Raw genomic sequence first — 26,986 nt, 5'->3', positions numbered from 1 at the left:
CGTGGAAGATCCTGTTTCAAAGCGGGTCATGGCGCCATCGCATCCAGACGATCACGCAGATGCCGCAGGGTGCGGATCATATACTTTTCCACCATATTTTTAGACAGGCCCAGGCGTTCGGCGATTTCCAGCTGGGTGAGTCCCTCGATTTTCTGCCAGATGAAAATCTTGCGGCAGTTGAGCGGCAACTCGGCCAACGCCCGCTCGATGGAGTCGGCCAACTGGATCGCGTGCATGTAATGCTCCGGGTCGCCGCTATGGGGCGCACTGTGATCAACCGCTTGCAGCGTCAGCGCCTCGCGGCGGTCTTCGCGGCGATGGGCATCCACTGCGATATTGCGCGCCGTTTGATGCAAGTAGGCGCGCGGTTGCGCAACCTCGCTGGTACTCGACTCCAGCACTCGCACAAAGGTGTCATGGGCCAGGTCTTCGGCCTGCTGACGGTTTCTCAGGCGGCGCGTCCAGGTTCCGATCAACTCTTCGTAGTGCTCGAAAAAGCCTGTTCTGCGGGGCGGCTGGGGAATCATCGCGGATGCACTGGGAAGGCGGGGCGTGAATAGTAATGCTTCCTATTAAGCAGGGCAATTGCTGCCTGTCGCTGCACCCTATCCCCTATCAAGAGCGTTATTTTTTTGAAATGACATCACTCATGTACTGATGCAGGTCTCGTAAATCCTTAACGCTCCACGCGTGCGGCGCTATCTTTACACCGTTCTCCTGCAACGTCTTTGGAATCAGATTTCCATTTGGGCGAAGTATGATTGACGACACGATAACGCCTGGATAATCACTGAGTCGTTTCTTGAAAACGGTGGTTGTAAGGTCAGGCGTTGGAGGATTGCTTTTTTTAGCCAATGGCCCTGTCGCTTTGATATCGAGCCCATGACACACAGCGCACCTTTGTAAGTAGAGCGTCTTGCCATTGATGTTTTCCGCAAAGGCCCCTGATGCTTGAGCCAGTGATAAAACTGCGGATAGGCCGATGAGTACGATATTCACGCGTCCGGTGCCTGTCGGCATATACATTCCCTCGCCCCTTGTATTCCCTTTATTTTCAGCATAATACGATAACACTCCCCTTGCGGCCGAGCGCTACGTCTATGCACACGCCTTTTATCGACACCCGCTGCCACCATGCTTTACGCCTTGCCTGCAACGTCAGCACTTACCCGCATAAGTTCTGTTTGAGCGAGCCAAATCGAATACTCATCACCTCCCTGACCGATCAATGCCCAGGCGTGCAGACATTGGTCGAACGGCTGTACCCAATGCAGGCGATGCTAGCGCAGAAGCTCCCACTCACTGGCACGACCACACTGTGGAAATCCCGCGAGGTGTGGCTGCAGCAAACCCAGATACAAACCACCCTCGACACGGCACCTCTACCCGACGGAACCCTCACCGATGTTGCGCGACTGTACGACCTGCAACTGCTTGAAACCGTGCTGTCGACAATGCCATGCGACCCCCAGGGTGCTCCATCCTCACAAGACACTGTCGGCCTGGCGTGCCACTGCGTCTGGCTTTCAGAACTATTGGCCTTGGTCATCCTGGGCATCGCCAGGGCAACCGTTGACGAGACTGGCAATTGCACCATCACGCCGTCATCGGACGCCATGCGCGCGCACCTTCGCAGGGTATGGTTTGGTTCAGCCCTGGAACAGGCATCTCTTGCGTCCGCCTCGCTGGCCATCCAAAGCCTTGCCATCGTGGCTGCCGACCCGGCTCGACGAAACCAACTGCAAAATGCCAGGGTATCGGCACTGACTCTATTTCCCCAGCATTGGCGGCTGCCGCCAGACTATGGTCCCGTGGCCGGCCTATTATTCGATCAACTTGAACCCTTGCTGCTGATGATCATTCACGCGGTCCATGCAACACAGCATCCTGGAACCCCACCCTTCGATCATCGCCACGCCGCGCAAAAGGGCATTACGCAGGTCTACGAACATGTCCATCGAATTCAAACGCAACTCCCCGTGGTTGACCGGCTTTTCGATTTCTCTGGAGGCGGGCTGGTACTGGGAACGCGCAATTTGGCGAGTGGCGCCATCGAGACAGCCGAAAAACTCGCAGAAATAAAGCTGGGCACCAATTGGCACGGCAAGGCCACATCAGATGCTCAGAAGGCCTACCTGGTGAACCGGCTCAAACGCTGCGCTCATATTGAAGTGCTCGATTTCGAACTGCTGCAACACCACACAAAAGACAATGCCGTTGAAGTGGATGTCGATTTCTTCATCAGGGATCACGTGCACAGCCAGATTTATGGCGTACAGCTCAAACACCTCAAAAAGCGCTCCCATAGCGGCTTACTGGGATGGCTCAGCCTGCTCAGAGAGCCCTCAAGCGGATTGGGTAACCTGGTTCGGCAGTTGGAGAACCTGGTGCTGCTTGCCCGTGATGATGAGAAATCGCGGGCATGCCTGATCAGCAACGGGCTCACACCTGCCGAATGCGACCGCATCATCCCCGTCGGTCTACACAATGTCGGCAGCATGGATATGTGGTCACTGCAGAACGGCATCCTGCTGTATGACATGCACACGTTCGTAAACCTGATGGCAGGTAGGGCCGCGGTAGAAATCGGCATGCTCGACGGGCAAATCATTAACCGGCCGGCTGCTGCGCGCGAAGGGCCGCCTCCCAGTCCGCATGATCCGGATTCGGCCATTGATACCTACATAGCCGATCCGCTGTTTCAACACCTGTCCCGGTTCGATACGGCCGCCAGGGTCAGGCGACAAGCCTGCAACGGCGCGCTCACCGTTGTCGCCCACGGCCTGGGCCTGTGAGCTGCCGGTGAACTTCCACTGCCCGCCGCCAGTCAGCTGAAAGGACTCTCATAAACACAGTGGGTGGGCGATGCAGATTTCCTTGCAGCAACAAGTGGCCCTGGTCACCGGCGCCAGTTCCGGCATTGGTGCGGGCGCGGCCAAAGCCCTGGCCGAAGCGGGCGCGGCGGTGGTGCTCAACTACAACTCCCAGGCGGCACCGGCCGAGGCCCTCGCCGCGCAGATCAATGCCAACGGCGGCCGGGCACTTGCCATCGGTGGCGACGTATCCAAAGAGGCTGACGTCGAACGCCTGTTCGCCCAGACGCTCGACGCCTTCGGCCACTTGGATATCCTGGTGGCCAACTCCGGCCTGCAAAAAGACGCCAACCTGGTCGACATGACCCTTGATGACTGGAACACCGTAATCGGCGTCAACCTCACCGGGCAATTTCTCTGTGCGCGTGCGGCGGTGCGTATTTTCAATCGCCAGGGCATTCGGGACGGCGTGTCCCGCGCCGCCGGCAAAATCATCCATATGAGTTCCGTGCATCAAATCATCCCTTGGGCCGGGCATGTGAACTACGCCGCATCCAAGGGCGGCGTGGAGATGCTGATGCGCACCCTGGCCCAGGAAGTCAGCGAGCAACGAATTCGCATCAACGGCATTGCGCCGGGGGCCATTCGTACGGCGATCAACCGTGCGGCCACTGAAGGCGCGGCGGAAAAAGAGCTGCTCAAATTGATTCCTTATGGCCGCGTCGGGGATGTGGAAGACGTGGCCAATGCGGTGGTGTGGCTGGCCAGCGATGCGTCTGATTATGTGGTCGGCAGTACGCTGTTTATTGACGGTGGCATGAGCCTGTATCCGGAGTTTCGTGGCAATGGTTGACTTGAAGAAAGAACCCCAAAGCGCCATCGATGCCCACGGCATCATCGGCGACATGCGCAGTGCGGCACTCGTAAACGACCGGGGCAGCATCGACTTTTTCTGCTGGCCGGAATTCGACAGCCCGTCGATCTTCTGCGCACTGCTCGACACGCCCGAGGCTGGCACGTTCCAGCTCACCCCGGACTTGCCCAATGCCCGCCGCGAGCAGATTTACCTGCCCGACACCAACGTGCTGCAAACCCGCTGGCTCAGCGATGCAGCGGTAGTGGAGGTCACCGATCTGCTGGCCGTCAGCGAAGACGTCGACGAGCTGCCGCTGCTGATTCGCCGGGTGCGTGTGGTCAGTGGCCAGGCTACCCTGCACCTGCGCTGCGCCGTGCGTCACGACTATGCCCGCGCCAAGACTAAGGCCAGGTCTGACGACACCGGCGTGTTGTTCAACGCCGACGGCCAGCCCGGCCTGCGCCTGGTGGGCAGTCACCCGCTGACCCTCGAAGAGGATGCAGCCGTCGCCAGCTTCACCCTGGCCCAGGACGAAGGCGCCGAATTCGTGCTCGGCGGCCAGGATGATCCGCGAGTGATCAACGATTGCACGGACCTCTACCTGGAGCGCACCCTGAAGTTCTGGCGCGGCTGGATCTCTCAGTCCAATTACCGTGGGCGCTGGCGCGAAATGGTCAACCGCTCGGCCCTGGCGCTGAAGCTTTTAACCTCGCGCAAACACGGCGCAATCATCGCCGCTGCGACCTTCGGCCTGCCGGAAACCCCAGGTGGCGAGCGCAATTGGGATTACCGCTACACCTGGATCCGCGACGCCTCGTTCACCGTCTACGCATTCATGCGCCTGGGTTTTGTCGAAGAAGCCAATGCCTATATGCGCTGGCTCAAAGGCCGGGTCAGCGACTGCTGCGGCCAGCCGACCAAGATCAATATCCTCTACGGCATCGACGGTCGCCAGGAACTGCCGGAAACCACCCTCGACCATTTGAGTGGCCACGGCGGCGCCCAACCGGTACGCGTGGGCAATGAAGCGTTCGACCAGATCCAACTGGATATCTACGGCGAGCTGATGGACGCGGTGTACCTGGTCAACAAGTATGGCGAAGCCATCTCCCACGAAGGCTGGAAACATACGGTGGACGTCGCCGACCAAGTGTGTGAGATCTGGAACCGCAAGGATGTAGGCATCTGGGAAATGCGCGGTGAAGAGCACCACTTCCTGCATTCGCGCCTGATGTGCTGGGTGGCCCTGGACCGTGCCATCCGACTGGCCTCTAAACGTTCACTGCCGGCCCCGTTCGCGCGTTGGGACCAGACGCGCCAGGCGATCTACGCCGACATCTGGAGCAATTTCTGGAACGAGGAGCGTGGGCACTTTGTGCAGTATATCGGCAGCACTGCGCTCGACGGTTCGATGCTGTTGATGCCACTGGTGCGCTTCGTCGCGGCGACCGACCCGCGATGGCTGTCGACACTGGAAGCGATCCAGAAAAGCCTGGTGCGCGACGGCATGGTCTACCGCTACCGCAACGACGACAGTCAGATCGATGGCTTGCAAGGCACCGAAGGCGCGTTTGCCGCCTGCTCGTTCTGGTATGTCGAATGCCTGGCCCGCGCCGGGCAGGTGGAAAAAGCCCATCTGGAATTCGAACAATTGCTGCGTTACGCCAACCCGCTGGGGTTATACGCCGAAGAGTTCGACAGCCAGGCCCGGCACCTGGGCAATACGCCTCAGGCCTTGAGCCATTTGGCGTTGATCAGTGCAGCGACGTTCCTGGACCGCAAGCTCAGCGGGGAGAAGACCGTATGGCAACCCTGAGCCGCCCTACCCCGCTGTTGTATGTGCGCACGCCCATGCTCGAGGTAGCCTACGAAACCCACGGCCCTGTCGAGGGTGAGCCCGTGATCCTGTTGCATGGCTTCCCCTACGACCCGCGCGGCTACGACGAGATCGCACCCGTGCTGGCCGAGCGTGGTTATCGGGTGTTGGTCCCGTATTTACGCGGTTATGGGCCGACGCGGTTTATCAACGCTCAGGTCATTCGTTCCGGCCAACAGGCAGCGCTGGCCAAGGATTTGCTGGATTTCATGGATGCCCTGGCGATCCCGCAGGCCACCCTCGCCGGGTTTGACTGGGGTGGGCGCGCCGCGTGTATTGTCGCGGCGCTGTGGCCGGAACGGGTACGCGGGTTAATGACCGGCGATGGCTACAACATTCAGGACATCGCCAAGTCGCTCAAGCCTAGAACACCGGAAACTGAGCATCGATTGTGGTACCAGTACTACTTTCACACCCAGCGCGGGGTCGACGGTTTGACCGCCAACCGCCGCGAGCTTTGCCAACTGCTGTGGTCGCTGTGGTCACCGTCCTGGGTCGAAGGGCCGAGCCTGTATGGCAAAACCGCGCCATCGTTCGATAACCCGGATTTTGTCGCGGTCGTGATCCACTCCTATCGCCATCGTTTCATGTATGCCCCCGGCGACCCGGCCCTGGAAACCATCGAGCAGGCACTGGCGCTGCAACCGCCGATCAGCGTGCCGAGCATTTCGCTGTGTGGCGCCGATGATGGAGTGGGCCCAGCCCCTGAAGAGGACGACGACGCAGAACATTTCAGCGGCTTTTATCGGCGCCGGATATTGAAAGGTGTGGGGCACAATATTCCCCAGGAAGCGCCCCAGGCCACCCTTGATGCGCTGCTGGAATTGCTGGCTTGATACCACCCGGTACTTTTATAGCTGCCTTGCTTTGCGCACCGGGATGGCGTCATGTCGTGCGCGGGTACACCACTGAATCCAGATAAGCCGTTATCGGTGCAAGGTCGTTCAGGGCAGAAGACGCCGCAATATACGTATCGGGCCGAACCAGGATCAGTTGATTGGCGTAGGGGCTGCTTTCATCATTAATCTGGATCTGCTTGACGTAGGCAGGGAGATCCGCGGTTATCGGCGCGTCACCAAACACCAGCAGGGTGAAAAACCGATAGTCGAGCAGGGAATAAATGCGGGTAGCGGTCAGTTCGCCACTGACAGGTTCGCGAAGCTTGAAATCGAGCAACCGCTGGCCATCGAGGTCGTGCTGGCCGTAACGAATACCCATTCCTGTGATAAAGCCTGCGCGCCGCTCGACAACCTTCAGATAGTCCTCTGCGTGGGTGCCTTGGGCCGAGTACTTGGTAGTGCGCACCAGTTCGCCGGACGTCTCGATCACACCCAGGGCAACCGGCTTACGCTCCTGCTCATAGGTCGGTAACAACGCCTTCGACGCACCGTGTTTCAACACCATGCTCATCTTCCACATGAGATTGAAGGCGTCAGCCAAACCGGTATTCAAGCCTTGGCCGCCATTGACCGAATGAATGTGGCAGGCGTCACCGGCGATAAAGACTTTGCCCTCGATTGCATAGTGTTGCGCCACTGACTCGCGCACCGTGAACTGTGAAGACCAAACGAGTTCCTTGAATCGCAAGGTGTGTGGCGCCATTGCGCGGTTGATCTTTGCAACGGCCTGTTCGACGGTAAAGTCCTGGGTATCCATGCGCACGTAAAAGCGGTCGATCTCGCCCTCCCGCGGAATCCACGCCACATCCGAGGTCTCGGCTTGAAAGACGATGATTTCCGGCACCTTATTGAAGTCGGTGTCGACGATGCCATCCAGCACCGCCCAAATCAGCTGCGGATAGGTCACCTCGAAAGGCACATTGAACCAATCACGCACAAACGAACGGGAACCGTCGGCACCGATGACGAACTCCGACTGGATGGTCTCGCCTGTCGACAGTGTCGTCATGCAACCCTCCTCCAGGATTTTGATATCACGCACGGAGGTTTGACGGTGGACCGGGCAGCCCAACGTCTTGATCCGCTCGTCCAGTGCCTGCTCGACGAACGATTGCCCGAGCATAAGATAATACTTATGAAAACAGCCTTCCAATTCGTCCCACCAGGCTGACTTACGCGAGACAAACTTCCCGTCTGCCCATACCGAACTGGTATTGCAAGGCTTGCCCAGAGGATGCAACTGGTCGAACAGACCAACGCTCTCGAACAATTGCAAAGTACGGGCGTTGAGCGCATCGGCCCTACCCACTTGCAAGGGCTCGAGCGATTTATCGATGATCACTACCTCGAGGTTACATAGGCGACCGAGATAGGCACACATAAGCCCCACAGGGCCCGCTCCAATAATGACGACATCAGTTTTCTGCGCCATCATGGACGAACTCCACGGCAGGCGTTGATACGAACAGGCGTTTCACAACAGCGAAGTATTGGAAAACCAACCAGACCTACGAACGTAGGATTTATATTACATAGACGATATTGGCTGGCAATCGCCTTGATCAAGTTGAAAGTACTCATCGGCATGATGGCCGACCTCTCACAATGGGCCGACCATCATAAGTTACTTAAACTTGTCTTCAATTACGCAAATGATACTTAAAATTTGTAACTGGCCGAACATTGCAGCACAGACATTTAATCAATCGACTTTTTTACTGCTTGGCTCGCAAAACTCTTAGTTCACTCTGCGCGCGGGCCAATATAAAAGTCGACATCTATAGGCAACGTCTTATTTAATTCAATAACAATACCCCGTGTCAGCGTGAGCCAGGAAAAGTTCGTTTCAGGCTCACACCATCAAGCGTACCGTTATCTCAGCGGTCCAGACGCGCAGCGGCACGTGCCACGATCTCTGCACGGTCCTTATGCGATTGCGCCGTGCGCTTAAGCGCCTGCGCCAGCACATGCGCGGGCGCAGTCTGCGGGCTGCCCGAATAGAAAGGGGGTGCGGGTGCATATTCAATCTGCAACTGCACCAGTTGCGCGGCAGCCTCGCCGTACAGGTCGGCTACCAGGGACAGGGCAAAGTCGATCCCGGCGGTGATACCGCCGCCGGTCAGCAGGTTGCCATCGCGCACCACTCGCGCCTTAACCGCAGTGGCACCGAGCGCGGCGAGCAGGTCATGGTAAGCCCAGTGCGTAGTTGCCTTGCGCCCGCGCAGCAAACCCGCTGCGCCGAGTACTAGCGCGCCAGTGCACACCGAGGTGACATAGCGTGCGGTATGGGCTTGGTCCTTGAGGAAACCCAGGGTCTGGGGGTCTTCCATCAACGGGCCGACACCGGCGCCGCCGGGTACGCAGATCACGTCCAGGTTCGGGCAGTCGGCATAGGTTATCGTCGGGGTGAACACCAGTCCCGTGCTGGAGGTCACGGTCGCCAGATCCTTCCACACCAGATGCAGTTTTACGTCCGGCAGAGAACCGAGAACGTCGTAAGGGCCAGTCAGGTCCAGTTGCTGGATGCCAGGGAATAGCAGAAAGCCAATCTGTAGAGTCATGCCGATTTTCCTGTAAGGGAGTAGACGGTTTCACTCTAGTGATTCAGGATTTGGCCTACACGCCATTCCGCCCACGAATCACGCCAACATGCCAAGAATCGTTCATGTGCTCACCTTCCCCAATGCGCAGGTGCTGGATGTTACCGGCCCACTGCAAGTCTTTGCTTCGGCCAACGACCTGGCGCGACAGCAAGGTTTGTGCGTGCCCTATGCGGTCAATGTGGTGGCTGCCCAGGCGGCACCGGTGATGACGTCCGCGGGCCTGGCGCTGGTGGCTGAGCCGTTGCCGGCGATCGATGCGCTGTGCGATACCCTGGTGATCGCCGGGGGCTGGGGCGTGTATGGTGCCGCCGAGGACGCTGCGCTGGTGGATTGGGTGCGCAGAAAAGCCGCCCATTCGCGTCGAACAGTCTCGGTGTGCACCGGCGCCTTCCTACTGGCGGCCACCGGTCTGCTCGACGGCTGTCGTGTGGCAACCCACTGGACGCGCTGTGGGGAACTGGCCCGCCAATATCCGAAATTGCAGGTTGAGACCAACCCTATCTTCGTCCAGCAAGGGGCATTGTGGACCTCCGCCGGCGTCACGGCCGGGATTGATTTGTGCTTGGCGCTGGTGGAGCAAGACCTGGACCGTGCGGTAGCTCTGGAGATCGCACGGCATCTGGTGGTGTTTCTAAAACGCCCGGGCGGCCAATCCCAATTCAGCGTGACGTTGTCGCTGCAGAACAGCAGTAGCCGTTTTACCGAGTTGCACGCCTGGATTGCTGAGCGGCTGACGCAGGACCTGAATATATCAACCCTGGCGGCGCAGGCCGGGATGAGTGAACGCAGCTTTATCCGCCATTACCGCGCCGACACCGGACAGACACCCGCCCGGGCGGTGGAGTTGTTACGGGTAGAAACCGCAAGAAGGCGCCTTGCCGATAGCGATGCGCCGATCAAGCGAATCGCTACACAATGCGGATTCAAGTGCGAAGAAACCATGCGCCGCAGCTTTCTTCGCATACTGGCCGTCACGCCGCAGACCTATCGACAGCGATTCTCAGGTGTGTGCGCGCCAGACATGCCTGCGTTGCGTTGCGAAGCATGACGTCACGCGGCCGATGGAATGTGCGGGTTGCGCAATGGCGGGGTGCTGTGGATATGCACCCGACGCAAATGCCGTCCCCCACCGTGGGTAAAAGCCTCACGGCCATGGAGCAGGCTGAAGTTGTCCGTCAGCAACACATCCCCGGTTTGCCATTGATGTGCGTAGTAAACGCTGGGGTCATGCAGCGCAGCGTGAAGGCTGTCGAGCAACGTGGATTGCTCACTGGCTTCAATTCCACTGAATTCATATTGCGACGCGTTGATAAAGCTACTGTCGCCTGCGAGCGGCTGTTCACAGTACCGCAGTACTGGAAACTCGCGCCGTGGGTGGATGTTAATGATCGGCGCTTGAGCCTGGTTGCTGTAAAGTTTGACGGTCCGGCTGTAGCTGCCTTGTGCCCGGCCCCACAAGTCCAGCGTTTCAGGCGATGCAATGCGTAATGCCTGAGGGGTACTGGCAAACGTGGTGCAGCCGCCGTGGGCGAAATCGCCCGCATTGACACAGTGGAAGATCTGGAATTCGGGCACGGTATCCAGATACATTCCGTCCCAATGCAAAGGCACATAGCTATTGGAAAAAATGTGGTCATCGGGCATAGGGGCCTCCACAAGCTCCAGCACTGCCCCGAAAGGCCACATCATGATTTCGCCGAACGAGGCGCAATAACGACTGAAACTCTCGGACGAGTTGAAACCTTCGAAACCGCGAAGGATCACCAGTTGATGGCTGTACACCAGCATGCGCAACCAGGCCGGTGACAGTTGCCCAATATGCAACTCACGCCGAGCAGTCAGCATTACGCCAAACTCAGGCGAGCCATGGGCCCCTGGCAGTGGTGTCATCGTGATCAGGTGATGCAGGTTCAAGTCCATCATGCGTGCGCTCCCTGCCATTGCACGATGGCTGGGGTTAACTCGTCGACTTGAGAAGCCGCCATAACATAGTGACTGGGCTGGCCGTCCTGCATCACCAACCGGGCACCACAGAGTTGTGCGTTCTTGCGACTCATCAATACAACCCGCCCGCCCGTCTCTACCGCTATGCCATGCCAGGGCGTTATCCAGCAATCGTGTGTTGGCATCATATGAATGCCGATCTTAAGGCTGCTGGGTGCTTGCGGATGAATGGACAATCGTATTGCGTGTGGAAACTCTTTTGCCAGAAGATCTCCCCACGCCCAACTGCGTTGAATGACTTCAACCGCCATGAGTTTGGCTTTTCGCTGCAAGGCCGTTCGGCTTCCGGAGTAGTCCGGAGTCAGGCCGTCTTCGAACATGAAGCGTGAGATTGCACGGTATAACGCCACGCCTTCATCAGACTTCATCAGTGTGCTCTTGATTGCAAACAACGAATCAGCATGGTTATCGATCATCAATTGGCGCAACGTATCAAAGTCACGGCTGGGCGCGTTGAACCGAGTGCAGTCTTCAAGGTTATAGAGCCGCAGATGATCGGCGTGTTTTTGCGCGATGAGCCGGCCGATAACCGCCTGATACTGGCTGATATCATTGTCGTCGACACCGATCACATCGCCGAACACCCGGCCATCCGAGCAGATAGTCAGATGAGCCCCCGGGGTATAGAAACGCTGGATGTCAGCACACAATTTATCCAGGGACTGCAAGGAAAGCCGTTCTGCCAGATCGGGCAGCCGGCCGATTACTTTGCCGGGGTTGGGTGATTTGGCGGGGAAAGCCGGCAATACGAATTCAATAGGTTTTCCCGCTTCCACAAAGTGCTGAATCCGCGGAATCTGTACAGACCGAATCAGCTCTAGTTCATGACTGTGCATATCCGATTTATCACTCTGTATATCACGACGATGTACTTTGAGGATTTCATTCAAGATGTTTACCGAGATGTCGAACGAGGGATTATTCATTTTAGATACCTATTAATTGCCCGTAACACGCAACTTTGTAGAGAGGCGCGAAATTTAATTTCCGAGTGTTCAATACCGATGCTTAGCGCCATGTGTCGCTAGGCGTGAGACATAGTTAATAGGTTAACTATATTTCAAGCAATCGCAGATAAACATTTTGAAACCTATACTGGCAGGTAGCGCGAGGGCAGATACATCAGGGTATAAACGTTTTTCTCATGTAGGAAACGGCTTAGGTTTCTGGCGATTTTTTTAAACCACCGTGTCAGTCGCCATAACTTAAAGTGCGGCAGCTAATGGAATTATTTTTTTACAACACATGCTGAGGCTTGATTTCTGTAAAAAACAAAAACCGCAAAAGAATATGTAAGAATTTTGAGTATCGTGTTTATTCGGGCTGACTTATTTCAAGTTGTTAATATATTTACAATACGAGCGATATGAAATTTCCGCTGACGCTTTCGCTGATTTGTTACCAGGCCTGAACGAAAAATACCTACACACATTTTTATGCGGTGGGCCGCGACATCAGCGCCAGGCGTATCGCCAACACCATCAATACACTTGCCAGCCCCCACTTCTGTAGGGCGGCGCCCGCTGGGCGGGCGCTGAAAAAGCGGCTCACGGCACCGCCAAAAATCCCCAGGAGTATGTGAAATACGGCGGCGATCAACGTCAGGATGCCTCCCAACACCAACAGCTGCCCAGCAATGGATCCTGCCTCGGGGCGCACGAACTGCGGTAAAAACACCACGAAGAACAGCAGCGCCTTGGGGTTGAGCAGACTGTTGAGCACGGCCTGCAAGAACACCAGGCCAAGGCGCGCCGGCTCAACCTTGGCAGCCGCCCGGCGAGGTTTTTTGCGCAAGGTCTTGAACACCAGCCACAACAGATAGACCACCCCCGCGTAGCGGATCAGGTCGAATGAGGGCGGCCAACTGGCGACCACGGCGGTCACCCCGGTGGCGGTCAATGCCGTGAGTATCAAGTCCGCCACGCCGATGCCCAGGCCAGAGGCCACACCGCCACGCCAGCCGTGGAGTACGCCTTGGCTGATGACAAACGCCATGTTCGGCCCGGGCGACAACAGCAGGAGTAAAACCGCGCCTGAAAAAATTGCCAACGTTGCAAGATCAATCATGGCCAGTCATCCGCCGACAAAGCCTGCAGGTTAATCAGCGCAACTGACACAAACAAAAAATTGTGCGGGATACAATTTCAGCGGCCTTGTTGCTTCACCGCAGCGATGATTGCTCATTACCACGACCAACGTCTAGAATGCGAAACATTATCAATTAAGCCTGCTGCGCCAGGATGACCATGTCGAGCGATCCCCCTCTGGACCCTGCCGCCATCGGCCAGCTTTACCAAGCCCACCATTCCTGGCTGCGCGGCTGGTTGAGCCGGCGTACCGGTTGCCGTGAACACGCCGCCGACCTGGCGCAGGAAACCTTCGTGCGCCTGCTCAACGCGCGCGCGCAACAAACCCTGCAACAGCCGCGGGCTTACTTGAGCAGCATTGCGCGCAGCTTGATGATCGACCAGTACCGGCGCCGCGAGCTGGAACGCGCCTACCTGGAAAGCCTGACGCACTTCCCGCAAGTCGAGGTGCCGAGCGAAGAAACCCGGCTACTGATCCTCGACAGCCTGGAACGCATCGACCGTTTGCTCGACCAGCTCAAGCCTCGGGTGCGCGAGGCATTCCTACTGGCGCAACTGGATGGCCTGACCTGCCCACAGATCGCCCTGCGCCTGGGCGTTTCCAAGGCCACGGTGGAGCGCGACCTGTCCAAGGCGCTGCATGCCTGTTATCGGTTGCGTTATGCCGAGCTCTGACCCGCGCCTGGTGGACCAGGCCATCCAGTGGATGATCAAGCTGCGCTTCAACAGCGCCGATGACGCCAGCACTACGGCCTTTGAGAAGTGGCTGCAGACCAGTGCTGCGCATCAAGAGGCGTGGCAGCGAGTGGCCACAATGAATGACGATTTCAATCAACTGTCAGCGCAGGTAAGCCGCCATGCGCTCACTGGCGCACGCCACCGCATCAGTCGTCGTGAAGGCTTGAAGGTGCTGGGGCTGTTTGCCGGCGCTGCCGGCTTAACCTGGTTGGGTCGCGACTACACCCCCTTGCCTGCCCTGCTGGCCGACTACCGCACCGCGGTCGGCGAGCGGCGCTGGGTGGCGTTGAACGATGGCAGCAAGGTACAGCTCAACAGCGCCAGCGCCATTGATATCGCGTTGAATGCCGAGGGTCGGCTTGTGAACTTGCACCAGGGTGAAATACTGGTCAATACCGGCGGCGACCTCCGCCCATTCTGGGTGCATACCCGTGACGGTTACCTGCGTGCCCTCGACACGCGCTTGCTGGTGCGCGAAGAATCCCAAGGTACGCTACTGGCCGTGCAGAAGGGTGCGGTGGCGGTGTTTGCCGACAGCCATGACGCCAGCGCACGCCAAGTCATCAAGCCCGGCGAGCAGGTGCTGTTCAACCGTAGCGGCATACGCCCCTCGCCCACCAACGGCCTTGACCCCTGGGCCTGGAGTGACGGCGTGATCAGCGCCCAGAATATGCGCCTGGATGACTTCCTGGCCGAACTGGGCCGTTACCGCAATGGGTTGGTGCGTTGCAGCGAGGCGGTGGCTGGGCTGCGGGTCTCGGGTACCTATCAACTGGATGACACCGATCAAGTACTGAAGCTGGTGGCCCAATCGCTGCCCATCGATGTGACCTACCGCAGCCGCTATTGGGTGTCCGTCTCCGCTCGGGTTTAACTGACTAGAAATAAATGAGGTGAATTCTCATTGCCGTTCGACCTGTAAGGAAAGGCCGATCAACAGGCCGGTGTTGTCCATTTCCCTCAGGAGCATCCCGCGGTCATGCAAGCGTTCCCCTCCAAACGTTCACCTTTTAGACACGCCGTCAACGCCACCCTCCTCGGCGCGTGCGTGGCGGCCAGCACCCTGCCGTATACCGCAAGCGCCCAGGAACCCGGCAACGAGCGCCAGGCCCGCGCCTGGAGTATTGCTCCTGGCCCTCTGGCCGGCGCCCTTGATCAATTTGCACGGCAGGCCGGTATCAGCCTGTCGTATGACGCGGGCAGCGTGGCCGGCAAAAGCAGTCCTGGGCTGAGCGGCACCCTGGCCCCACAACAGGCCCTGAGCCGGTTGCTTGAAGGCCAGGGGTTGCAGGCTCAGAGCCAGGGCCAAAACGCTTGGTTACTGTTGCCCCAGCAGCGAGACGGCTCGGCGCTAAACCTGGGCGCGACCACCGTCACCGGCGAGCGCCTGGGTGCCACCACCGAAGGCAGCGGTTCCTACACCACTGGCGCAGTGACCATCGGCAAGGGCGAACACAGCCTGCGACGCACCCCGCAATCGGTGAGCGTGATGACCCGCAAGCTGATGGATGACCAGAACATCACCACCATCGACCAATTGCTGGAGCGCACGCCAGGCATCACCAGCTATGAGTCGCCCATGGGCGGCAAGTATTTTTACTCCCGCGGCTTCAAGATGCTCGGCCAGTACCAGTTCGATGGCGTACCGCTGGACATCGGCAAGGACTACATACAGGCCGACAGTTTCAGCGCGAACATGGCGATTTATGACCGAGTGGAGGTTCTCAAGGGGGCTGCCGGCATGCTCAAGGGCGCGGGCACTGCCAGTGGTGCGGTGAACTTCGTGCGCAAGCGGCCCCAGGCCACCCCCACCACCAGCCTCAGGCTGTCGGCGGGCACCTGGGATAACTACCACGCCGAACTCGACACCGGCGGCCCGTTGAACGACAGCGGCACGGTGCGTGGCCGCGCGTCGGTCAGTCAACAGAATCGTGGTTCCTACATGGACCTTGCCAAGCGCCAGGACCAAGCGTTTTACGCGGCCCTGGACGTGGATGTCACGCCCGACACCACCCTAGGCTTCGGTGCCAGCCATGAGGATGTCGACGCCACCCCGTGCTGGAGCGGCCTGCCGCGCTACCGCGACGGTAAAAGCCTCGGCCTGAGCCGCTCCACCTGCCTGGGCCAAGCCTGGAACGACTGGCAAAGCCAGCGCACCACGCTGTTCGCTGATGTGACCCACCATTTCAATGACGCCTGGAAACTCAAAGTCAGCGCCGTGCATAGCCGCAACCTGCAAGATATCAAATACGCTGCCAGCCAAGACACCGTGGACTATGGCGACCCGGCCCCCACCGTCAGCAGCTACGCCGCGCTGCTGAACTACGATCACAAGGACTACGGCCTGGATGCCTATATCGACGGTCAATTTGAAGCGTTTGGCCTGCAACATGAGTTGATCCTCGGCGCCAATGGCAGTCGTGGCACCCAAGACGATGTCTATGCGATCCGCAACCTGCCCCAGCGCCAAAGCGTTTTCAACCCCAATCACCACTTCCCGGAACCTGCCGACGATACCTTCTGGCCCAACATGTACCGTGGCGGCACCGTCAACGAGACCGCCACGCAATACGGCGCCTACGCCACCTTGCGCCTGCGCCTGGCTGAGCCTTTGATGCTGGTTGTCGGCAGTCGCGTCAGTTGGTACGAAAACCGCCGCCAGTCCCTGAACCTGGCCTGGGACGAGTGGGCCGATCAAGACGCTCGCACCAAGGAAACCGGCGTAGTTACGCCGTTTGCCGCGTTGATCTACGACCTCAATGACAACCTTTCGGTGTATGCCAGCTACGCCGATATCTTCCAGCCGCAAAGCTCCTACGCCACGGTCAGCGGTTCGGCCCTCAAGCCGAAAATGGGTGAGAATTATGAGTTGGGCATCAAGGGCGAATGGTTTGACGGACGCCTGAACAGCTCCCTGGCGGTGTTCCGCGCAATCGAAAAAAACGCCGCTCAAACAGACTTCATGACCCGTTGCGGCAGTTCTTCCGACGGTTACTGCTATACCGACACGAGCAAAGTTCGCGCCCAGGGGGTCGAGGCCGAGTTGAGCGGTGAACTGCTTGAACGCCTGCAAGTGTTCGGCGGCTATACCTACACGCAAACCAAAAACCTGAAGAACATCGATAGCACCGCCGAAGGCGCTGTGTCCAACACCTACGTACCACGGCATATGCTCAGGTTGTGGGGCGACTACCAGTTGGACGGTGCACTGTCGAAATGGACAGTCGGCGCAGGAGTCAACGCCCAAAGCAGCAACTACCGGCTGCAAACCATCAAGCTGGAACAGGCCGGGTATGCGTTGTGGAGTGCACGCCTGGCGTATCAGGTGGACGACACGTGGACCGTGGCGCTCAACGGCAACAACCTGTTCGATAAAACCTACTACCAAACCGTGGGCACAGCGGGTTGGGGCAATCTCTACGGGGAGCCACGCAACCTGACGCTAAGCCTCAAAGGCAACTTCTAAGCCCCACAAGTCCCTGCACCGGAGCCGACAACCCGGCTCTGGTGCGACACTGCCCTCCCCCGCCCTCCCTCCGTCACAAAGCTTTTATGGCTAGCAGGAAAATCCCCAGATTTGTTCCTACACTCCAAAAAGCCATCATCGATTCTCGATTTTTCTGAAAGCCATCATAAGAAGTCAACAAACTGTCATATCATGGAGGCCTTATGAGAGATATCGATGGCCGCGGGCCAAAACGCCAAATCATTGACAGAAGACCTCAAGAGAGCCACTATTTAGCCATCACTCGGTAAATTCCTGCGTCTAGACAGGCATTACGTATTACCCAGCAACAGCAGTCGTTCGATTTGCACCACTTGTAAAGCAAGCCTGCCTTATGGATGAGCAAACGAATAGGAACGTTCTGGTGGTGTATTGAGGATCTGATTTATGCGCGGTAAATCGTCGGTCGATAGCCTGTTTTTGACTCGTCCCGGTTTCGTTGAGTTTTTTGTTGTTTTCGTAAAATTGATCCATGGCCTGACTGCAGTGTTGCCGGCGATTCTCCTGTTGTTCTACCCGGACCCAGTCGCCGAGCACATGCGTAACCACTACCTGGGCCTGCTGGTATTCTTTGCGCTGCTGACCATCATCCTGTTCCAGGCCCTGGGGGTGTACTCCGAGGATCTGTTCAGCAATCGCCTGCGTTTTCGAGTGATGCTGGTGGCCTGGATCTCGGCGTTTTGCATCCTGCTGTTCATGTACCAGATCCTGCTGCTGTTCCCGCAGTTGAGCCCGCGCAATCTGGTGGCCTGGTTTTCCATGAGCCTGGTGCTGTTCGGCGTGGAGCGGATATTGATGCTGCGCCTGTACCGCCATTTGATGAAGAACGGCAAATTTCTCCAGCGCACGGTGATCCTCGGCTTTACCGAGACAGCGGTCCATGTGGCCGAACACCTGTCGCGCAACAGTGATATCCGCTCCGGCCTGATCGGTTTTATCGACGACCGTACCGAGCGCATTCCCAAGGAATTGAGCCGCCTGCCCTTGCTGGGCAATACCCGCGACCTGGAAAAGCTGATCCGCTCCGAACAGGTCAACCAGGTCATGATCACCCTGCCCTGGGCCGCCGAGCAGCGCATCAACGGGCTGGTCAAGCGCCTGCGGCAAATGTCGGTGAACGTCATGCTGGTGCCGGAAATGGCCGCCTTGCGCTATGGCCATAACCGCATCACCGATGTGGGCGGCATCCTGATGTTCAACACCTCGCAGTTGCCACTGCGCGGCTGGTCGCCCTTTATCAAGCGTTGCGAAGACTTGCTACTGGCCAGCATGGGCCTGCTGCTGCTGTCACCGCTGATGCTGGTGACCGCCATCGCGATCAAACTCGATTCCAAGGGCCCGGTGCTGTTTCGCCAGAAACGCTATGGCTACAACGACAACCTGATCCGCGTGTTCAAGTTCCGCTCGATGTACGTCGACCAGACCGACCTCAACGCCGAGAACCAGACCACGCGCCTGGACCCACGCATCACCCGGGTAGGCAGGATCATCCGCAAGACCAGCATCGATGAGCTGCCACAACTGTTCAACGTGTTGCTGGGCAATATGTCGATGGTCGGCCCGCGCCCCCACGCCACGGCCACCAAGGCCGCCGGGATTCCTTTCGAGGAAGCGGTCAGCGAATACAGCTCGCGCCACCGGGTCAAGCCGGGCATCACCGGCTGGGCGCAGATCAATGGCTACCGCGGCGAGACCGACACACTGTTCAAGATTAAGAAACGGGTCGAATACGACCTGGAATACATCGCCAAATGGTCGGTGTGGCTGGATTTGTACATCGTTTTCATGACGGTTCCTGCCGTCCTTTCCACCAAGGAAGTCTATTGATGAACCCACTTAACGGATTGATTCCCTGCATCATCTCCGGTGGTTCGGGTACGCGGCTGTGGCCGGTTTCGCGGCAGAACATGCCCAAGCCCTTCATGCGCATGCGCGATGATCAGAGCCTGTTGCAGAAGACCTTCCTGCGGGCCAGTCACTTGCCCGGAGTGGACAGCATTCTGACGGTGACCAACCGCGACCTGCTGTTTCGCACCCTCGATGACTACCGCGCGGTGAACACCCAGCGATTGGCCCTCGACTTGCTGTTGGAACCCTTTGGCCGTAACACCGCCGCCGCCATCGCCGTGGCCGCCTTGCATGTGCAGGAACATTTCGGCGCAGACGCACAGTTGCTGGTGATGCCCGCCGACCACCTGATCCTCGATGAAAGCGCCTTTGCCCAAGCGGTAGAGAAAGCCCGCGCACTGGCCGAGGCCGGTTACCTGGTGACCTTTGGCATCCAGCCTGACCGAGCGGAAACCGGCTTTGGCTATATCGAACAAGGCGCGGCTTTGGGTGTTGGGTTCCAGGTCCAGCGCTTTGTCGAAAAGCCCGACCAGGCCACCGCCCAAGGTTATCTGGACGGCGGCAAGCACCTGTGGAATGCCGGAATGTTCTGCTTCAAGGCTGCCACCGTGCTGGACGAATTGGCCCGCCACGCCCCGGCCGTCCTGGACGCGGCCAAGGCCGCACTGGAGCACAGCCAGAGCCTGCAAAACAGCAGCAGTCGCCAGCGCGAACTGAGCCCGGAAGGTTTCGGCACCGCGCCGGATATCTCCATCGACGTGGCCTTGATGGAAAAATCCGCACAGGTCGCAGTCGTGCCCTGCGACATTGGCTGGAGCGATATCGGCTCCTGGGAAGCCCTGCGCCAACTGACGCCCAGTGACGACAATGGCAACCAGATCAATGGCGAGGCGATCCTGCACGACGTCCATAACTGCTATATCGACTCGCCCAAGCGTGTACTGGGTGCAGTGGGCGTGCGTGACCTGATCATCGTCGACACCCCGGACGCACTGCTGATTGCCGACGCCCACCGCAGCCAGGACGTGCGGTATATCGTCGCCGAACTCAAGCGCCAGAATCACCCGGCGTTCAGCCTGCATCGCACCGTCACCCGCCCCTGGGGCACCTACACGGTGCTGGAAGAAAGCACGCGGTTCAAAATCAAACGCATTGTGGTCAAGCCTAAAGGCTCGCTGTCCCTGCAAATGCACCATCACCGCAGCGAGCATTGGGTAGTGGTCAGCGGCGCGGCGATGATCACCAATGGCGAGCAGGAGATCCTGCTCAACATGAACGAGTCCACGTACATTCCCGCCGGGCACAAGCACCGCCTGACCAACCCCGGCATCATCGACCTGGTGATGATCGAGGTACAGAGCGGTGAGTATCTGGGTGAAGACGACATCGTGCGCTATGACGACATCTACGGCCGTGCGCCGGTGGAAGGCAAACCCTGATGCGTACGTCTTTGATCATCCCCACCCGCAACGCGGCCAGCCATCTGGACCGCCTGCTACCTGCCCTGCGCATGCAGACCTTGCAACCGGACGAGATGCTGGTGGTCGACAGCGCGTCGAGCGATGACACGGTGGCGCGCTTTCGCGAGTTTGGCGCGCGTGTGGAGGTGATTGATGCGCGTGACTTCAACCACGGCGGCACCCGGCGCTGGGCCAGTGAGCAGGTGGGTGGCGACGCTTTGATCGTCATGACCCAGGACGCGATCCCCGCCACAGCCGAGACCTTCGCCAACCTGATCAGCGAACTGCAACTGGACCCGCTCAATGGCGTGGCCTATGGCCGACAACTGCCGCACCCCGGCGCAGGGGTGCTGGGGGCACAATCGCGACACTTCAATTACCCGGCGGCCAGCCGCAGCAAAAGCCTGGCCGATGCACCGCACTTGGGGATCAAGACCTGCTTCAGCTCCGATTCGTTTTCGGTGTACCGGCGCAGCGCCCTGCACGCGGTGGACGGCTTTCCCCAGGATGTGATTGGCAGCGAAGACGCCTACGTCGCCGCACGCATGCTGCTAGCCGGCTACCAGGTGCGCTACGCCGCCAGTGCGCAGGTTTATCACTCACACGATTACCGCTTGCTGGAAGAGTTTCACCGCTACTTCGATATCGGTGTGTTCTACGGTCGCGAGCCGTGGATTCGCCAAGCGTTTGGCGACGCCGGCGGCGAAGGCAAACGTTATGTATTGGCCGAATTACGCGCGTTGCGCGAGGCCAACGCGCTGCACCGCGCCCCCGAAGTGGTCGTGCGCAGCGCCTTTAAATTGCTGGGTTATCGCCTCGGCCACCTTGAACGCTACTTGCCCAACTCGCTTAAACGGCGCCTGGGCATGTTTTCCACCTACTGGACTTGAGCCGTCATGAAGACTATCAACCGACGTTCCCGTCTTACCCTGCTCGGCCTCTTGAGTGCCTCGATCTGGCTGACTGGCTGTTCGACCCCCGCGCGGGTACCGCTTCCTGATAACGATACGCTCAAGGCCGGCCATCAAGCGGCGCTGACCCTGGCTGACCTGCCACCGCCGCAAGTGCTGATCCAGAGCGGCGACTCGCTGCGTATCGTGCGTGATGCCCAGGAACCGGCGGCAGCCGATGACATGAGCGTGTTCGTCGTGCGCCCCGATGGCGTGATCTCGGTACCCAATATTGGCCGCGTCAAGGCGGCCTTGCGCACGCCCGAAGACCTGGGCAAAGAAATTACCGAGAAGTACAAGCGCATCTACCGCGAACCGGCAGTCACGGTGAACATCGCCAGCGCGCCGAGCAACAAGGTGTTTATCGGCGGTGCGGTGCCTAACCCGGCGTTCTTCGACCTGGCCGGCAACGTCAGCGTCGAGCAGGCGCTGCTCAGTTCCGGTGGTGTGCTGGCCTCGGCGGATGCCTCCAATGTGGCCTTGATGCGCACCGGCCCGGATGGCAAGTACAGGACCTACTTCATCAGCCTGGAAAGCATGCTGACCAACCCCAATCACCCGCGGGTGGCCTTGCAGCGCGGCGACTTGATCTTTGTTCCGCAGTCGGGCATCGGCGCGACGGTGGAGGCCGTGGATATGTATTTCACGCGGCTGTTTCCGATCAACAAAGGGATTGGCATCGGCTTGAACTACGACCTGAACAAGAGTGACGTAAAAAATAGCGGCAACACCATCTACAACAACCCAACCATCAACGCAGGCCAATGATTATGAAGCGGGCGTCGTATCACTCGAACCAACCGTTCCCGTCTTTCGTAAACCCCATATTCAATGGAGTGATCCTGTGATCGAAATCCGCTCTCTTCGCGACCTGCTGCGGCTGTTTTTCATCTATCGCCGCGAATTCAAACTGGCAGTGATCACGACCATCGTCGTCGCCGTGCTGGGTGCCTTCCTGTTGCCGGCTCGCTACGAGTCCGACGCACGCTTGCTGGTCAAGCCGGGGCGGGATAACACCACGTTGCCGATCGAGGCCGCCAACCGCCAGACGCTAGTTGCCCCGAGCACCCAGCACGACCCGATTGTCGACGAAGAAAAAATGCTCACGGGCCGGCCTATCGTGCATATCGTTGCCGAGCGCTATATGGCGATGACCGCCGAACCGCCGCAAGGCTTCTGGAAGGTCACCAAGTTCTACATCAAGAAGGGCGTTGGCGAAGTCATCAATGGCGTGCGGAGTGTGTTGCAGTTCATCGGCCTGGCCGAGAAACAAAGCCCGCTGGAGCGCTTGGCGACCTCACTGGAAAAAAACTTCACAGCCGGTCACGAGCCGGGCTCTTCGGTGATTGAAATTTCTTTCACCTGGGACGACCCGGCAGTTGCACAAAAAATCGTCGAGGAATGGGTCAACGCCTACCTTGAGGAACGTGCGCGGATTCTCGGACGCAAGAGCCTGCACACTTTCTATGAAACCGAACGCAGCAAGGTTGCAGATAACATCCAGAGTCTGAAGGACCAACTCCAAGGCCGCTTGAAGCAGATCGACTCGATCAGTGTCGATGCGCGCCTGAAGAACCTGACCAGCCAGATCGACCGCGTCACCGACGCCAAGGTCAGCGCACAAAACCAGATCTCGGGGATTCGCAGCCTCCTGGCCAACGCCAGCCAGCAGATCAAGAGCCAGCCGGCGGACGTGGTCACGATGCGTGAAACCAGCCTCAACCCCACCCAACTCGACCTCAAGCGTCAGCTCAATGCGCTGCAAGTGGAGCGGGCACGCCTGTTGCGCACCTACTTGCCGGGCACGCCTCAGGTCAACCAGATCGAGCAGAACATCCGCGATATGGAAGCACTCAGCGCCCAGGAGGCCACACGCCTGGAACGCTCGCAAAACACTGCGCCCAACAGCCTGGTGATCAACGTCAAACAGCAGATGATCGACGCGCAGTTGCAAGAGCGCAAACTGGCCGGGGAAATCGAGAACTACGACAAGACCCTTGCCGAGCTGCGTGCCCAGCGTGACAAGGCAATGACCGATGAGCCGGAGCTCAACAAGCTGAGCCAACAACTGCGCACGGCCGAAAAGAGCTACGCCTTGTATTCGGAGAACCTCGAACAGGCGCGAATCGACTACGAACTGGATAACAGTCAGATCAGCAACATCGCCCTGATCGAACACGCCACCCTGAACCCGGCACGCGTGTTTCCCAAGAGCTTGCTGATTCTGCTGTTCGCCATTCCTGCCGGCGTGGCCGTGGGCTTTTTGACCATCTATGTGCTGTACCTGCTGGACCAACGTATCCACGATGGCACACGGTTGCAGGAGATGTTCCATGTGCCGCTGTGGAGCAGCATCCCCGATGTGCAGGACGCAACGCCGGCAGCCGTCACCGCCAGCCTCTACCGCCTGTACAGCCTGCTTCCCCTGGAGCGCATCGCCACTGAAGGCTTTGCCCTGGGCCTGACCTCGGCGCGGCATGGCGAGGGCGTGACGTTTATCGTCGAGCAGCTCAAGCGCCTGCTGGAGGAGCGTGGCCACCGCGTCTCGGTCAATGGTGCGCACGCGCCAACGCCGGGTGAAGTGCTGCTGCTGGACGCTTCTGCCCTGTCGTCCAACCCGCAGGCCTTCCTGATTCTGCGCCGCGCCGACCAGATCGTGCTGGTGATCGAGGCCCGCACCAGCACCGTACCGACCCTCGAAAATGCCGTGTCGCTGCTGACCACCGCATTCGGCAAAGTGGACGGCATGATCCTCAACCGCCGCCGCTTTGAAGTGCCGGCCAAGGTCCTGGCGCGAATCAACAGCTGGCGCGGGGCGGCCTGATGCGTATCGCGCTGCTGGCCCCCCTGCCACCGGAGCAAACCGGGATCGCTGATTACGCCGCGCACCTGCGCACTGCGTTGATCGAACTGGGCCTTGAGGTGGTGACCCCTCTTGAGGGCTGCCAGGACCTGCCTGAACAGTTGCGGCGCCTGCAGGCCTTTGACTGGAGCGATGTGGACCTGGTCCATGGCGAATTGGGCGGTGGGCGTTTCGGCGAGTTCCAGGCGCTGAACTACCTGCGCCGGGCGCAACCGCACCTGCCTCTGACCGCCACGGTTCATGATCCGGAGCGCCTGATCTGGCGTCGGGCCAAGCTGTTTTTCCCCTTGACCCTGCTCGAACACCTGCCCCACCCGCTGCCCCAGGCGGCGGCGCTGCTGGCCGACCCGCTGACCTTGCACGAAGAACGGCGCCTGGCCAAAGGCATGCGTCGCCTGATCACCCTCACCCGCCTGGGCGGCGACTGCCTGCGCCAACGCATGGGCCTGCGCCCGGAACAACTGGCCGTGATTGCCCACGGCAACCTGCCCATCGCGCCCCAGGCGTTGCCGCCGCTTGCGCCGTTACGTCTGCTGTATTTCGGCTTTATCTATCGCGGCAAGGGCATTGAGGACCTGCTCCAGGCCCTGGCCCAGTCACTGGCCGCCCACCCTCAATGCCGCGGCCAGGTACGCCTGACCCTGGCCGGTGGCACCGCCCCGGAAATGACCTTTGACCCGGCGGGTAACTACCTCGATGGCCTGCGCCAACAGATCAGCGCGCTGCACCTGGAGGATGTGGTGGACTGGCAACTCGACCTGCCATCGACCCAGATATCCCCTACGATCCAGGCGCACCACGTGATGGTACTGCCCTACCGTGAATCGAAAAAACTCGGCTTTCTAGGGCAGATGCGTGGCACCAGTGGCGCGCTGTCGTGGGCTAATGCCTGCGGGCGCGGGGTGATCACCTCCAACGCCCGTGCCTTTGCCGAAGAGGTGGCCGGCGGCAATGGCATCACCTATCAGCAGGGCGACATAGATTCCTTGAGCAACGCCTTGAACCGCTTGATTCTCGACCCGCAACAGGCCCAGCAATGGGCCGCTCAAGCGGGGGAAATCGGCCGCCAGCGCCAGTGGGCCAACACGGCCCAACGTTTTGCCGAATTATTTCGGGATGCTTGTAAGGAGCCGTTGCGATGAACATTTCATCCGTTCGCCCCATGTGGCGCTATCTGCCGCTGGTGCTGTCAATCGCCATCGGTGGCGCTCTGCTGTTGAGTGAAAACGTCGATGCGCAACCGGTGAACCTGGCGCCGGAGCGCACCGTAGTCTGGAAAGACTTTCTGGGCGTGAACGCGCACTTTCTGTGGTTCAAACCCGAGCAGTACCGCAAGCAGATCAACCAATATCAGAAGCTTGGATTGGAATGGGTGCGGGTCGACTTGCACTGGGATCGCCTGGAGCCCAAGGAGGACGGTTATCAGCTCAGCACGTTCGATGAACTGGACCGCACCCTGACTGCCGAAAAAATCCGTTCGGTGTTTTACCTGGTGGGCTCGGCGCCCTTTATCACCACCGCCCCCAAGGGCGCGCCGTTCCAGGATCAGTATCGACCACGGGACGTCGAAGTCTATGCCATGCGCCTGGCGCTCCTGGCCAAACGCTACCCCAATATTGATGCCTGGCAGGTGTGGAACGAACAGAACCTGCCGAACAACTGGCGCCCCAACGTCAACGCCAAGGAGTACGGCCAATTGTTATTGGCCAGTCACCAAGCCTTGAATAGTGCCGCGCCCGGCAAACTGCAGGTCATGGGCGGCATGGCGTACTACAGCCAAATGCCGCGCCGTGGCAAAACCCTGATGTTTGAAGCACTCGGCGCGCTGGGCGTGCAAAACCTGGGCATGGTCGCGGCCTATCACCCCTATTCGATGACCCCGGAAACCGATGAGCCGGGCAAGAACGAAGTGCTGCTGCGCGGCGATCAACTCAATGCAATGCTGCACGGCGCCGGGATCAAGCAGGTATGGGCCACTGAATGGGGCTGGTCCAGCTATGCCGGCCCCAAGGAGATGCAGGACCTGATCGGTATCGATGGGCAGGCCGATTACACCTTGCGCCGCCTGGCCTTGATGGCGTCCCAGGACTACCAGAAGATTTTCCTGTTCGCCCTGTCCGACCTCGACCAACGCGCCTCGGCGCGGGACCAGCATTACGGCCTGCTGAACCTCGACGGCGAACCGAAGCCGGTGTACACCGCCCTCGCCCGCTTCCTCGAGATCACCGGCCCCACGCTTCAACCAGGCGCGACGCCGCAGCTCAAAGATATACCGGACACCTTCTACAGCGTGGCCTGGACCCGCCCAGACGGAAAGCACCTGTTGATGTATTGGAGCGCCGAAGGCAGCAGTATCAGCCTGCCAGGGGTTAAACGTGCAGAACTGCTGGACCCGCTGACCGGGACCAGCCAGACCCTGAGTGACGACAACGGCATTCGCCCAGTGGTGAAGCCGAGCTTGCAGATACTGGTGTGGTAGTGCCG

22 protein-coding genes are annotated in these 26,986 nt (G+C 59.2%); 15 read left to right on the top strand and 7 right to left on the bottom strand.

Annotation, left to right across the window (positions count from 1 at the left end; all coding sequences use genetic code 11):
- Positions 1–26: 26 nt before the first annotated feature.
- Both JFT66_RS13480 and JFT66_RS13475 read right to left on the bottom strand, forming a co-directional pair.
- A complete protein-coding gene (locus JFT66_RS13480; RefSeq protein ID WP_034118997.1) occupies positions 27–527 on the bottom strand; it encodes a sigma-70 family RNA polymerase sigma factor in 501 nt (166 codons plus the stop codon).
- Positions 528–624: 97 nt separating this feature from the next.
- Positions 625–1,020: a c-type cytochrome gene (locus JFT66_RS13475; protein ID WP_152612340.1), complete on the bottom strand. Its 396-nt coding sequence runs from the start codon at positions 1,018–1,020 to the stop codon at positions 625–627.
- A gap of 80 nt (positions 1,021–1,100) precedes the next feature.
- On the opposite strand from JFT66_RS13475, the gene JFT66_RS13470 reads away from it, so the two are divergent.
- The 4 genes from JFT66_RS13470 (at position 1,101) to JFT66_RS13455 (ending at position 6,381) form a co-directional block, all read left to right on the top strand.
- On the top strand, positions 1,101–2,795 hold the full coding sequence (locus tag JFT66_RS13470) for a hypothetical protein (RefSeq protein WP_198859410.1): 1,695 nt from the start codon (positions 1,101–1,103) through the stop codon (positions 2,793–2,795).
- Positions 2,796–2,865: 70 nt separating this feature from the next.
- Entirely contained in the window at positions 2,866–3,666 is an 801-nt protein-coding gene (locus JFT66_RS13465) for a glucose 1-dehydrogenase (RefSeq protein ID WP_034118995.1), read from the top strand.
- Positions 3,659–5,485, top strand: coding sequence for a glycoside hydrolase family 15 protein (locus tag JFT66_RS13460; protein WP_198859409.1), 1,827 nt, complete (start codon positions 3,659–3,661; stop codon positions 5,483–5,485). The genes JFT66_RS13465 and JFT66_RS13460 overlap by 8 nt, the downstream gene beginning before the upstream one ends.
- The gene (locus JFT66_RS13455; protein WP_198859408.1) at positions 5,473–6,381 is read left to right on the top strand and encodes an alpha/beta fold hydrolase; all 909 of its coding nucleotides are present in this window, start codon (positions 5,473–5,475) and stop codon (positions 6,379–6,381) included. Before JFT66_RS13460 ends, JFT66_RS13455 begins: the two co-directional genes overlap by 13 nt.
- Before the next feature lie 49 nt (positions 6,382–6,430).
- On the opposite strand, the gene JFT66_RS13450 is transcribed toward JFT66_RS13455, so the two are convergent.
- Entirely contained in the window at positions 6,431–7,879 is a 1,449-nt protein-coding gene (locus tag JFT66_RS13450) for an FAD-binding protein (RefSeq protein ID WP_034118991.1), read from the bottom strand.
- A 442-nt stretch (positions 7,880–8,321) separates the two neighbouring features.
- Positions 8,322–9,005: a DJ-1/PfpI family protein gene (locus tag JFT66_RS13445; RefSeq protein WP_198859407.1), complete on the bottom strand. Its 684-nt coding sequence runs from the start codon at positions 9,003–9,005 to the stop codon at positions 8,322–8,324.
- Between the two features lie 88 nt (positions 9,006–9,093).
- Here JFT66_RS13445 and JFT66_RS13440 point away from each other — a divergent pair, with 88 nt between their 5' ends.
- Positions 9,094–10,095: a GlxA family transcriptional regulator gene (locus tag JFT66_RS13440; RefSeq protein ID WP_198859406.1), complete on the top strand. Its 1,002-nt coding sequence runs from the start codon at positions 9,094–9,096 to the stop codon at positions 10,093–10,095.
- 2 nt (positions 10,096–10,097) lie between these two features.
- Here the strand turns inward: JFT66_RS13440 and JFT66_RS13435 are convergent, their stop codons facing one another.
- The 3 genes from JFT66_RS13435 to JFT66_RS13425 form a co-directional block, all read right to left on the bottom strand.
- Positions 10,098–10,970 carry a TauD/TfdA dioxygenase family protein gene (locus JFT66_RS13435; protein WP_198859405.1) on the bottom strand — a complete coding sequence of 291 codons (873 nt, stop codon included), beginning with the start codon at positions 10,968–10,970 and terminating at the stop codon, positions 10,098–10,100.
- Complete coding sequence (locus tag JFT66_RS13430) at positions 10,967–11,977, bottom strand: L-tyrosine/L-tryptophan isonitrile synthase family protein (RefSeq protein WP_198859404.1); 1,011 nt, start codon at positions 11,975–11,977, stop codon at positions 10,967–10,969. The genes JFT66_RS13435 and JFT66_RS13430 overlap by 4 nt, the downstream gene beginning before the upstream one ends.
- Before the next feature lie 508 nt (positions 11,978–12,485).
- Positions 12,486–13,118, bottom strand: coding sequence for a LysE family translocator (locus JFT66_RS13425; RefSeq protein ID WP_153838491.1), 633 nt, complete (start codon positions 13,116–13,118; stop codon positions 12,486–12,488).
- 179 nt (positions 13,119–13,297) lie between these two features.
- Between JFT66_RS13425 and JFT66_RS13420 the strand changes: the two genes are divergently transcribed.
- From JFT66_RS13420 to JFT66_RS13375, 10 genes are all read left to right on the top strand, one after another.
- The gene (locus JFT66_RS13420; RefSeq protein ID WP_153838492.1) at positions 13,298–13,813 is read left to right on the top strand and encodes a sigma-70 family RNA polymerase sigma factor; all 516 of its coding nucleotides are present in this window, start codon (positions 13,298–13,300) and stop codon (positions 13,811–13,813) included.
- Positions 13,800–14,750, top strand: coding sequence for a FecR domain-containing protein (locus JFT66_RS13415; protein ID WP_198859403.1), 951 nt, complete (start codon positions 13,800–13,802; stop codon positions 14,748–14,750). Before JFT66_RS13420 ends, JFT66_RS13415 begins: the two co-directional genes overlap by 14 nt.
- A gap of 105 nt (positions 14,751–14,855) precedes the next feature.
- Positions 14,856–17,342 (top strand): TonB-dependent siderophore receptor, encoded by a 2,487-nt coding sequence (locus JFT66_RS13410; RefSeq protein ID WP_198859402.1) that lies wholly within the window; start codon positions 14,856–14,858, stop codon positions 17,340–17,342.
- Positions 17,343–17,768: 426 nt separating this feature from the next.
- Positions 17,769–19,208, top strand: a complete 1,440-nt coding sequence (locus tag JFT66_RS13405; protein ID WP_153872746.1) for an undecaprenyl-phosphate glucose phosphotransferase — start codon at positions 17,769–17,771, stop codon at positions 19,206–19,208.
- On the top strand, positions 19,208–20,668 hold the full coding sequence (locus JFT66_RS13400; protein ID WP_198859401.1) for a mannose-1-phosphate guanylyltransferase/mannose-6-phosphate isomerase: 1,461 nt from the start codon (positions 19,208–19,210) through the stop codon (positions 20,666–20,668). The genes JFT66_RS13405 and JFT66_RS13400 overlap by 1 nt, the downstream gene beginning before the upstream one ends.
- Positions 20,668–21,579, top strand: a complete 912-nt coding sequence (locus JFT66_RS13395) for a glycosyltransferase family 2 protein (protein WP_034118980.1) — start codon at positions 20,668–20,670, stop codon at positions 21,577–21,579. The genes JFT66_RS13400 and JFT66_RS13395 overlap by 1 nt, the downstream gene beginning before the upstream one ends.
- A 6-nt stretch (positions 21,580–21,585) precedes the next feature.
- On the top strand, positions 21,586–22,407 hold the full coding sequence (locus JFT66_RS13390) for a polysaccharide biosynthesis/export family protein (protein ID WP_153838494.1): 822 nt from the start codon (positions 21,586–21,588) through the stop codon (positions 22,405–22,407).
- Positions 22,408–22,483: 76 nt separating this feature from the next.
- Complete coding sequence (locus tag JFT66_RS13385; protein WP_034118978.1) at positions 22,484–24,463, top strand: exopolysaccharide transport family protein; 1,980 nt, start codon at positions 22,484–22,486, stop codon at positions 24,461–24,463.
- Entirely contained in the window at positions 24,463–25,644 is a 1,182-nt protein-coding gene (locus JFT66_RS13380) for a glycosyltransferase (RefSeq protein ID WP_198859400.1), read from the top strand. The genes JFT66_RS13385 and JFT66_RS13380 overlap by 1 nt, the downstream gene beginning before the upstream one ends.
- Complete coding sequence (locus JFT66_RS13375; RefSeq protein ID WP_198859399.1) at positions 25,641–26,981, top strand: beta-xylosidase; 1,341 nt, start codon at positions 25,641–25,643, stop codon at positions 26,979–26,981. The genes JFT66_RS13380 and JFT66_RS13375 overlap by 4 nt, the downstream gene beginning before the upstream one ends.
- Positions 26,982–26,986 lie beyond the last annotated feature (5 nt).

Source organism: Pseudomonas sp. MF6755, assembly GCF_016405635.1.
GTDB lineage: Bacteria > Pseudomonadota > Gammaproteobacteria > Pseudomonadales > Pseudomonadaceae > Aquipseudomonas > Aquipseudomonas haemolytica.
Note: the sequence above shows the minus strand (reverse complement) of the source record. Positions and strands in the feature narration are given on the sequence as shown.

Bases quoted from the DNA above. Each gene is read 5' to 3' on its own strand.
- JFT66_RS13420 (WP_153838492.1), top strand. From the start codon at position 13,298: ATGTCGAGCGATCCCCCTCTGGACCCTGCCGCCATCGGCCAGCTTTAC.
- JFT66_RS13440 (WP_198859406.1), top strand. From the start codon at position 9,094: ATGCCAAGAATCGTTCATGTGCTCACCTTCCCCAATGCGCAGGTGCTG.
- JFT66_RS13415 (WP_198859403.1), top strand. From the start codon at position 13,800: ATGCCGAGCTCTGACCCGCGCCTGGTGGACCAGGCCATCCAGTGGATG.
- JFT66_RS13425 (WP_153838491.1), bottom strand. From the start codon at position 13,118: ATGATTGATCTTGCAACGTTGGCAATTTTTTCAGGCGCGGTTTTACTC.
- JFT66_RS13465 (WP_034118995.1), top strand. From the start codon at position 2,866: ATGCAGATTTCCTTGCAGCAACAAGTGGCCCTGGTCACCGGCGCCAGT.
- JFT66_RS13380 (WP_198859400.1), top strand. From the start codon at position 24,463: ATGCGTATCGCGCTGCTGGCCCCCCTGCCACCGGAGCAAACCGGGATC.
- JFT66_RS13470 (WP_198859410.1), top strand. From the start codon at position 1,101: ATGCACACGCCTTTTATCGACACCCGCTGCCACCATGCTTTACGCCTT.
- JFT66_RS13450 (WP_034118991.1), bottom strand. From the start codon at position 7,879: ATGATGGCGCAGAAAACTGATGTCGTCATTATTGGAGCGGGCCCTGTG.
- JFT66_RS13455 (WP_198859408.1), top strand. From the start codon at position 5,473: ATGGCAACCCTGAGCCGCCCTACCCCGCTGTTGTATGTGCGCACGCCC.
- JFT66_RS13475 (WP_152612340.1), bottom strand. From the start codon at position 1,020: ATGCCGACAGGCACCGGACGCGTGAATATCGTACTCATCGGCCTATCC.
- JFT66_RS13430 (WP_198859404.1), bottom strand. From the start codon at position 11,977: ATGAATAATCCCTCGTTCGACATCTCGGTAAACATCTTGAATGAAATC.
- JFT66_RS13480 (WP_034118997.1), bottom strand. From the start codon at position 527: ATGATTCCCCAGCCGCCCCGCAGAACAGGCTTTTTCGAGCACTACGAA.
- JFT66_RS13435 (WP_198859405.1), bottom strand. From the start codon at position 10,970: ATGATGGACTTGAACCTGCATCACCTGATCACGATGACACCACTGCCA.
- JFT66_RS13405 (WP_153872746.1), top strand. From the start codon at position 17,769: ATGCGCGGTAAATCGTCGGTCGATAGCCTGTTTTTGACTCGTCCCGGT.
- JFT66_RS13400 (WP_198859401.1), top strand. From the start codon at position 19,208: ATGAACCCACTTAACGGATTGATTCCCTGCATCATCTCCGGTGGTTCG.
- JFT66_RS13445 (WP_198859407.1), bottom strand. From the start codon at position 9,005: ATGACTCTACAGATTGGCTTTCTGCTATTCCCTGGCATCCAGCAACTG.
- JFT66_RS13460 (WP_198859409.1), top strand. From the start codon at position 3,659: ATGGTTGACTTGAAGAAAGAACCCCAAAGCGCCATCGATGCCCACGGC.
- JFT66_RS13375 (WP_198859399.1), top strand. From the start codon at position 25,641: ATGAACATTTCATCCGTTCGCCCCATGTGGCGCTATCTGCCGCTGGTG.
- JFT66_RS13395 (WP_034118980.1), top strand. From the start codon at position 20,668: ATGCGTACGTCTTTGATCATCCCCACCCGCAACGCGGCCAGCCATCTG.
- JFT66_RS13390 (WP_153838494.1), top strand. From the start codon at position 21,586: ATGAAGACTATCAACCGACGTTCCCGTCTTACCCTGCTCGGCCTCTTG.
- JFT66_RS13410 (WP_198859402.1), top strand. From the start codon at position 14,856: ATGCAAGCGTTCCCCTCCAAACGTTCACCTTTTAGACACGCCGTCAAC.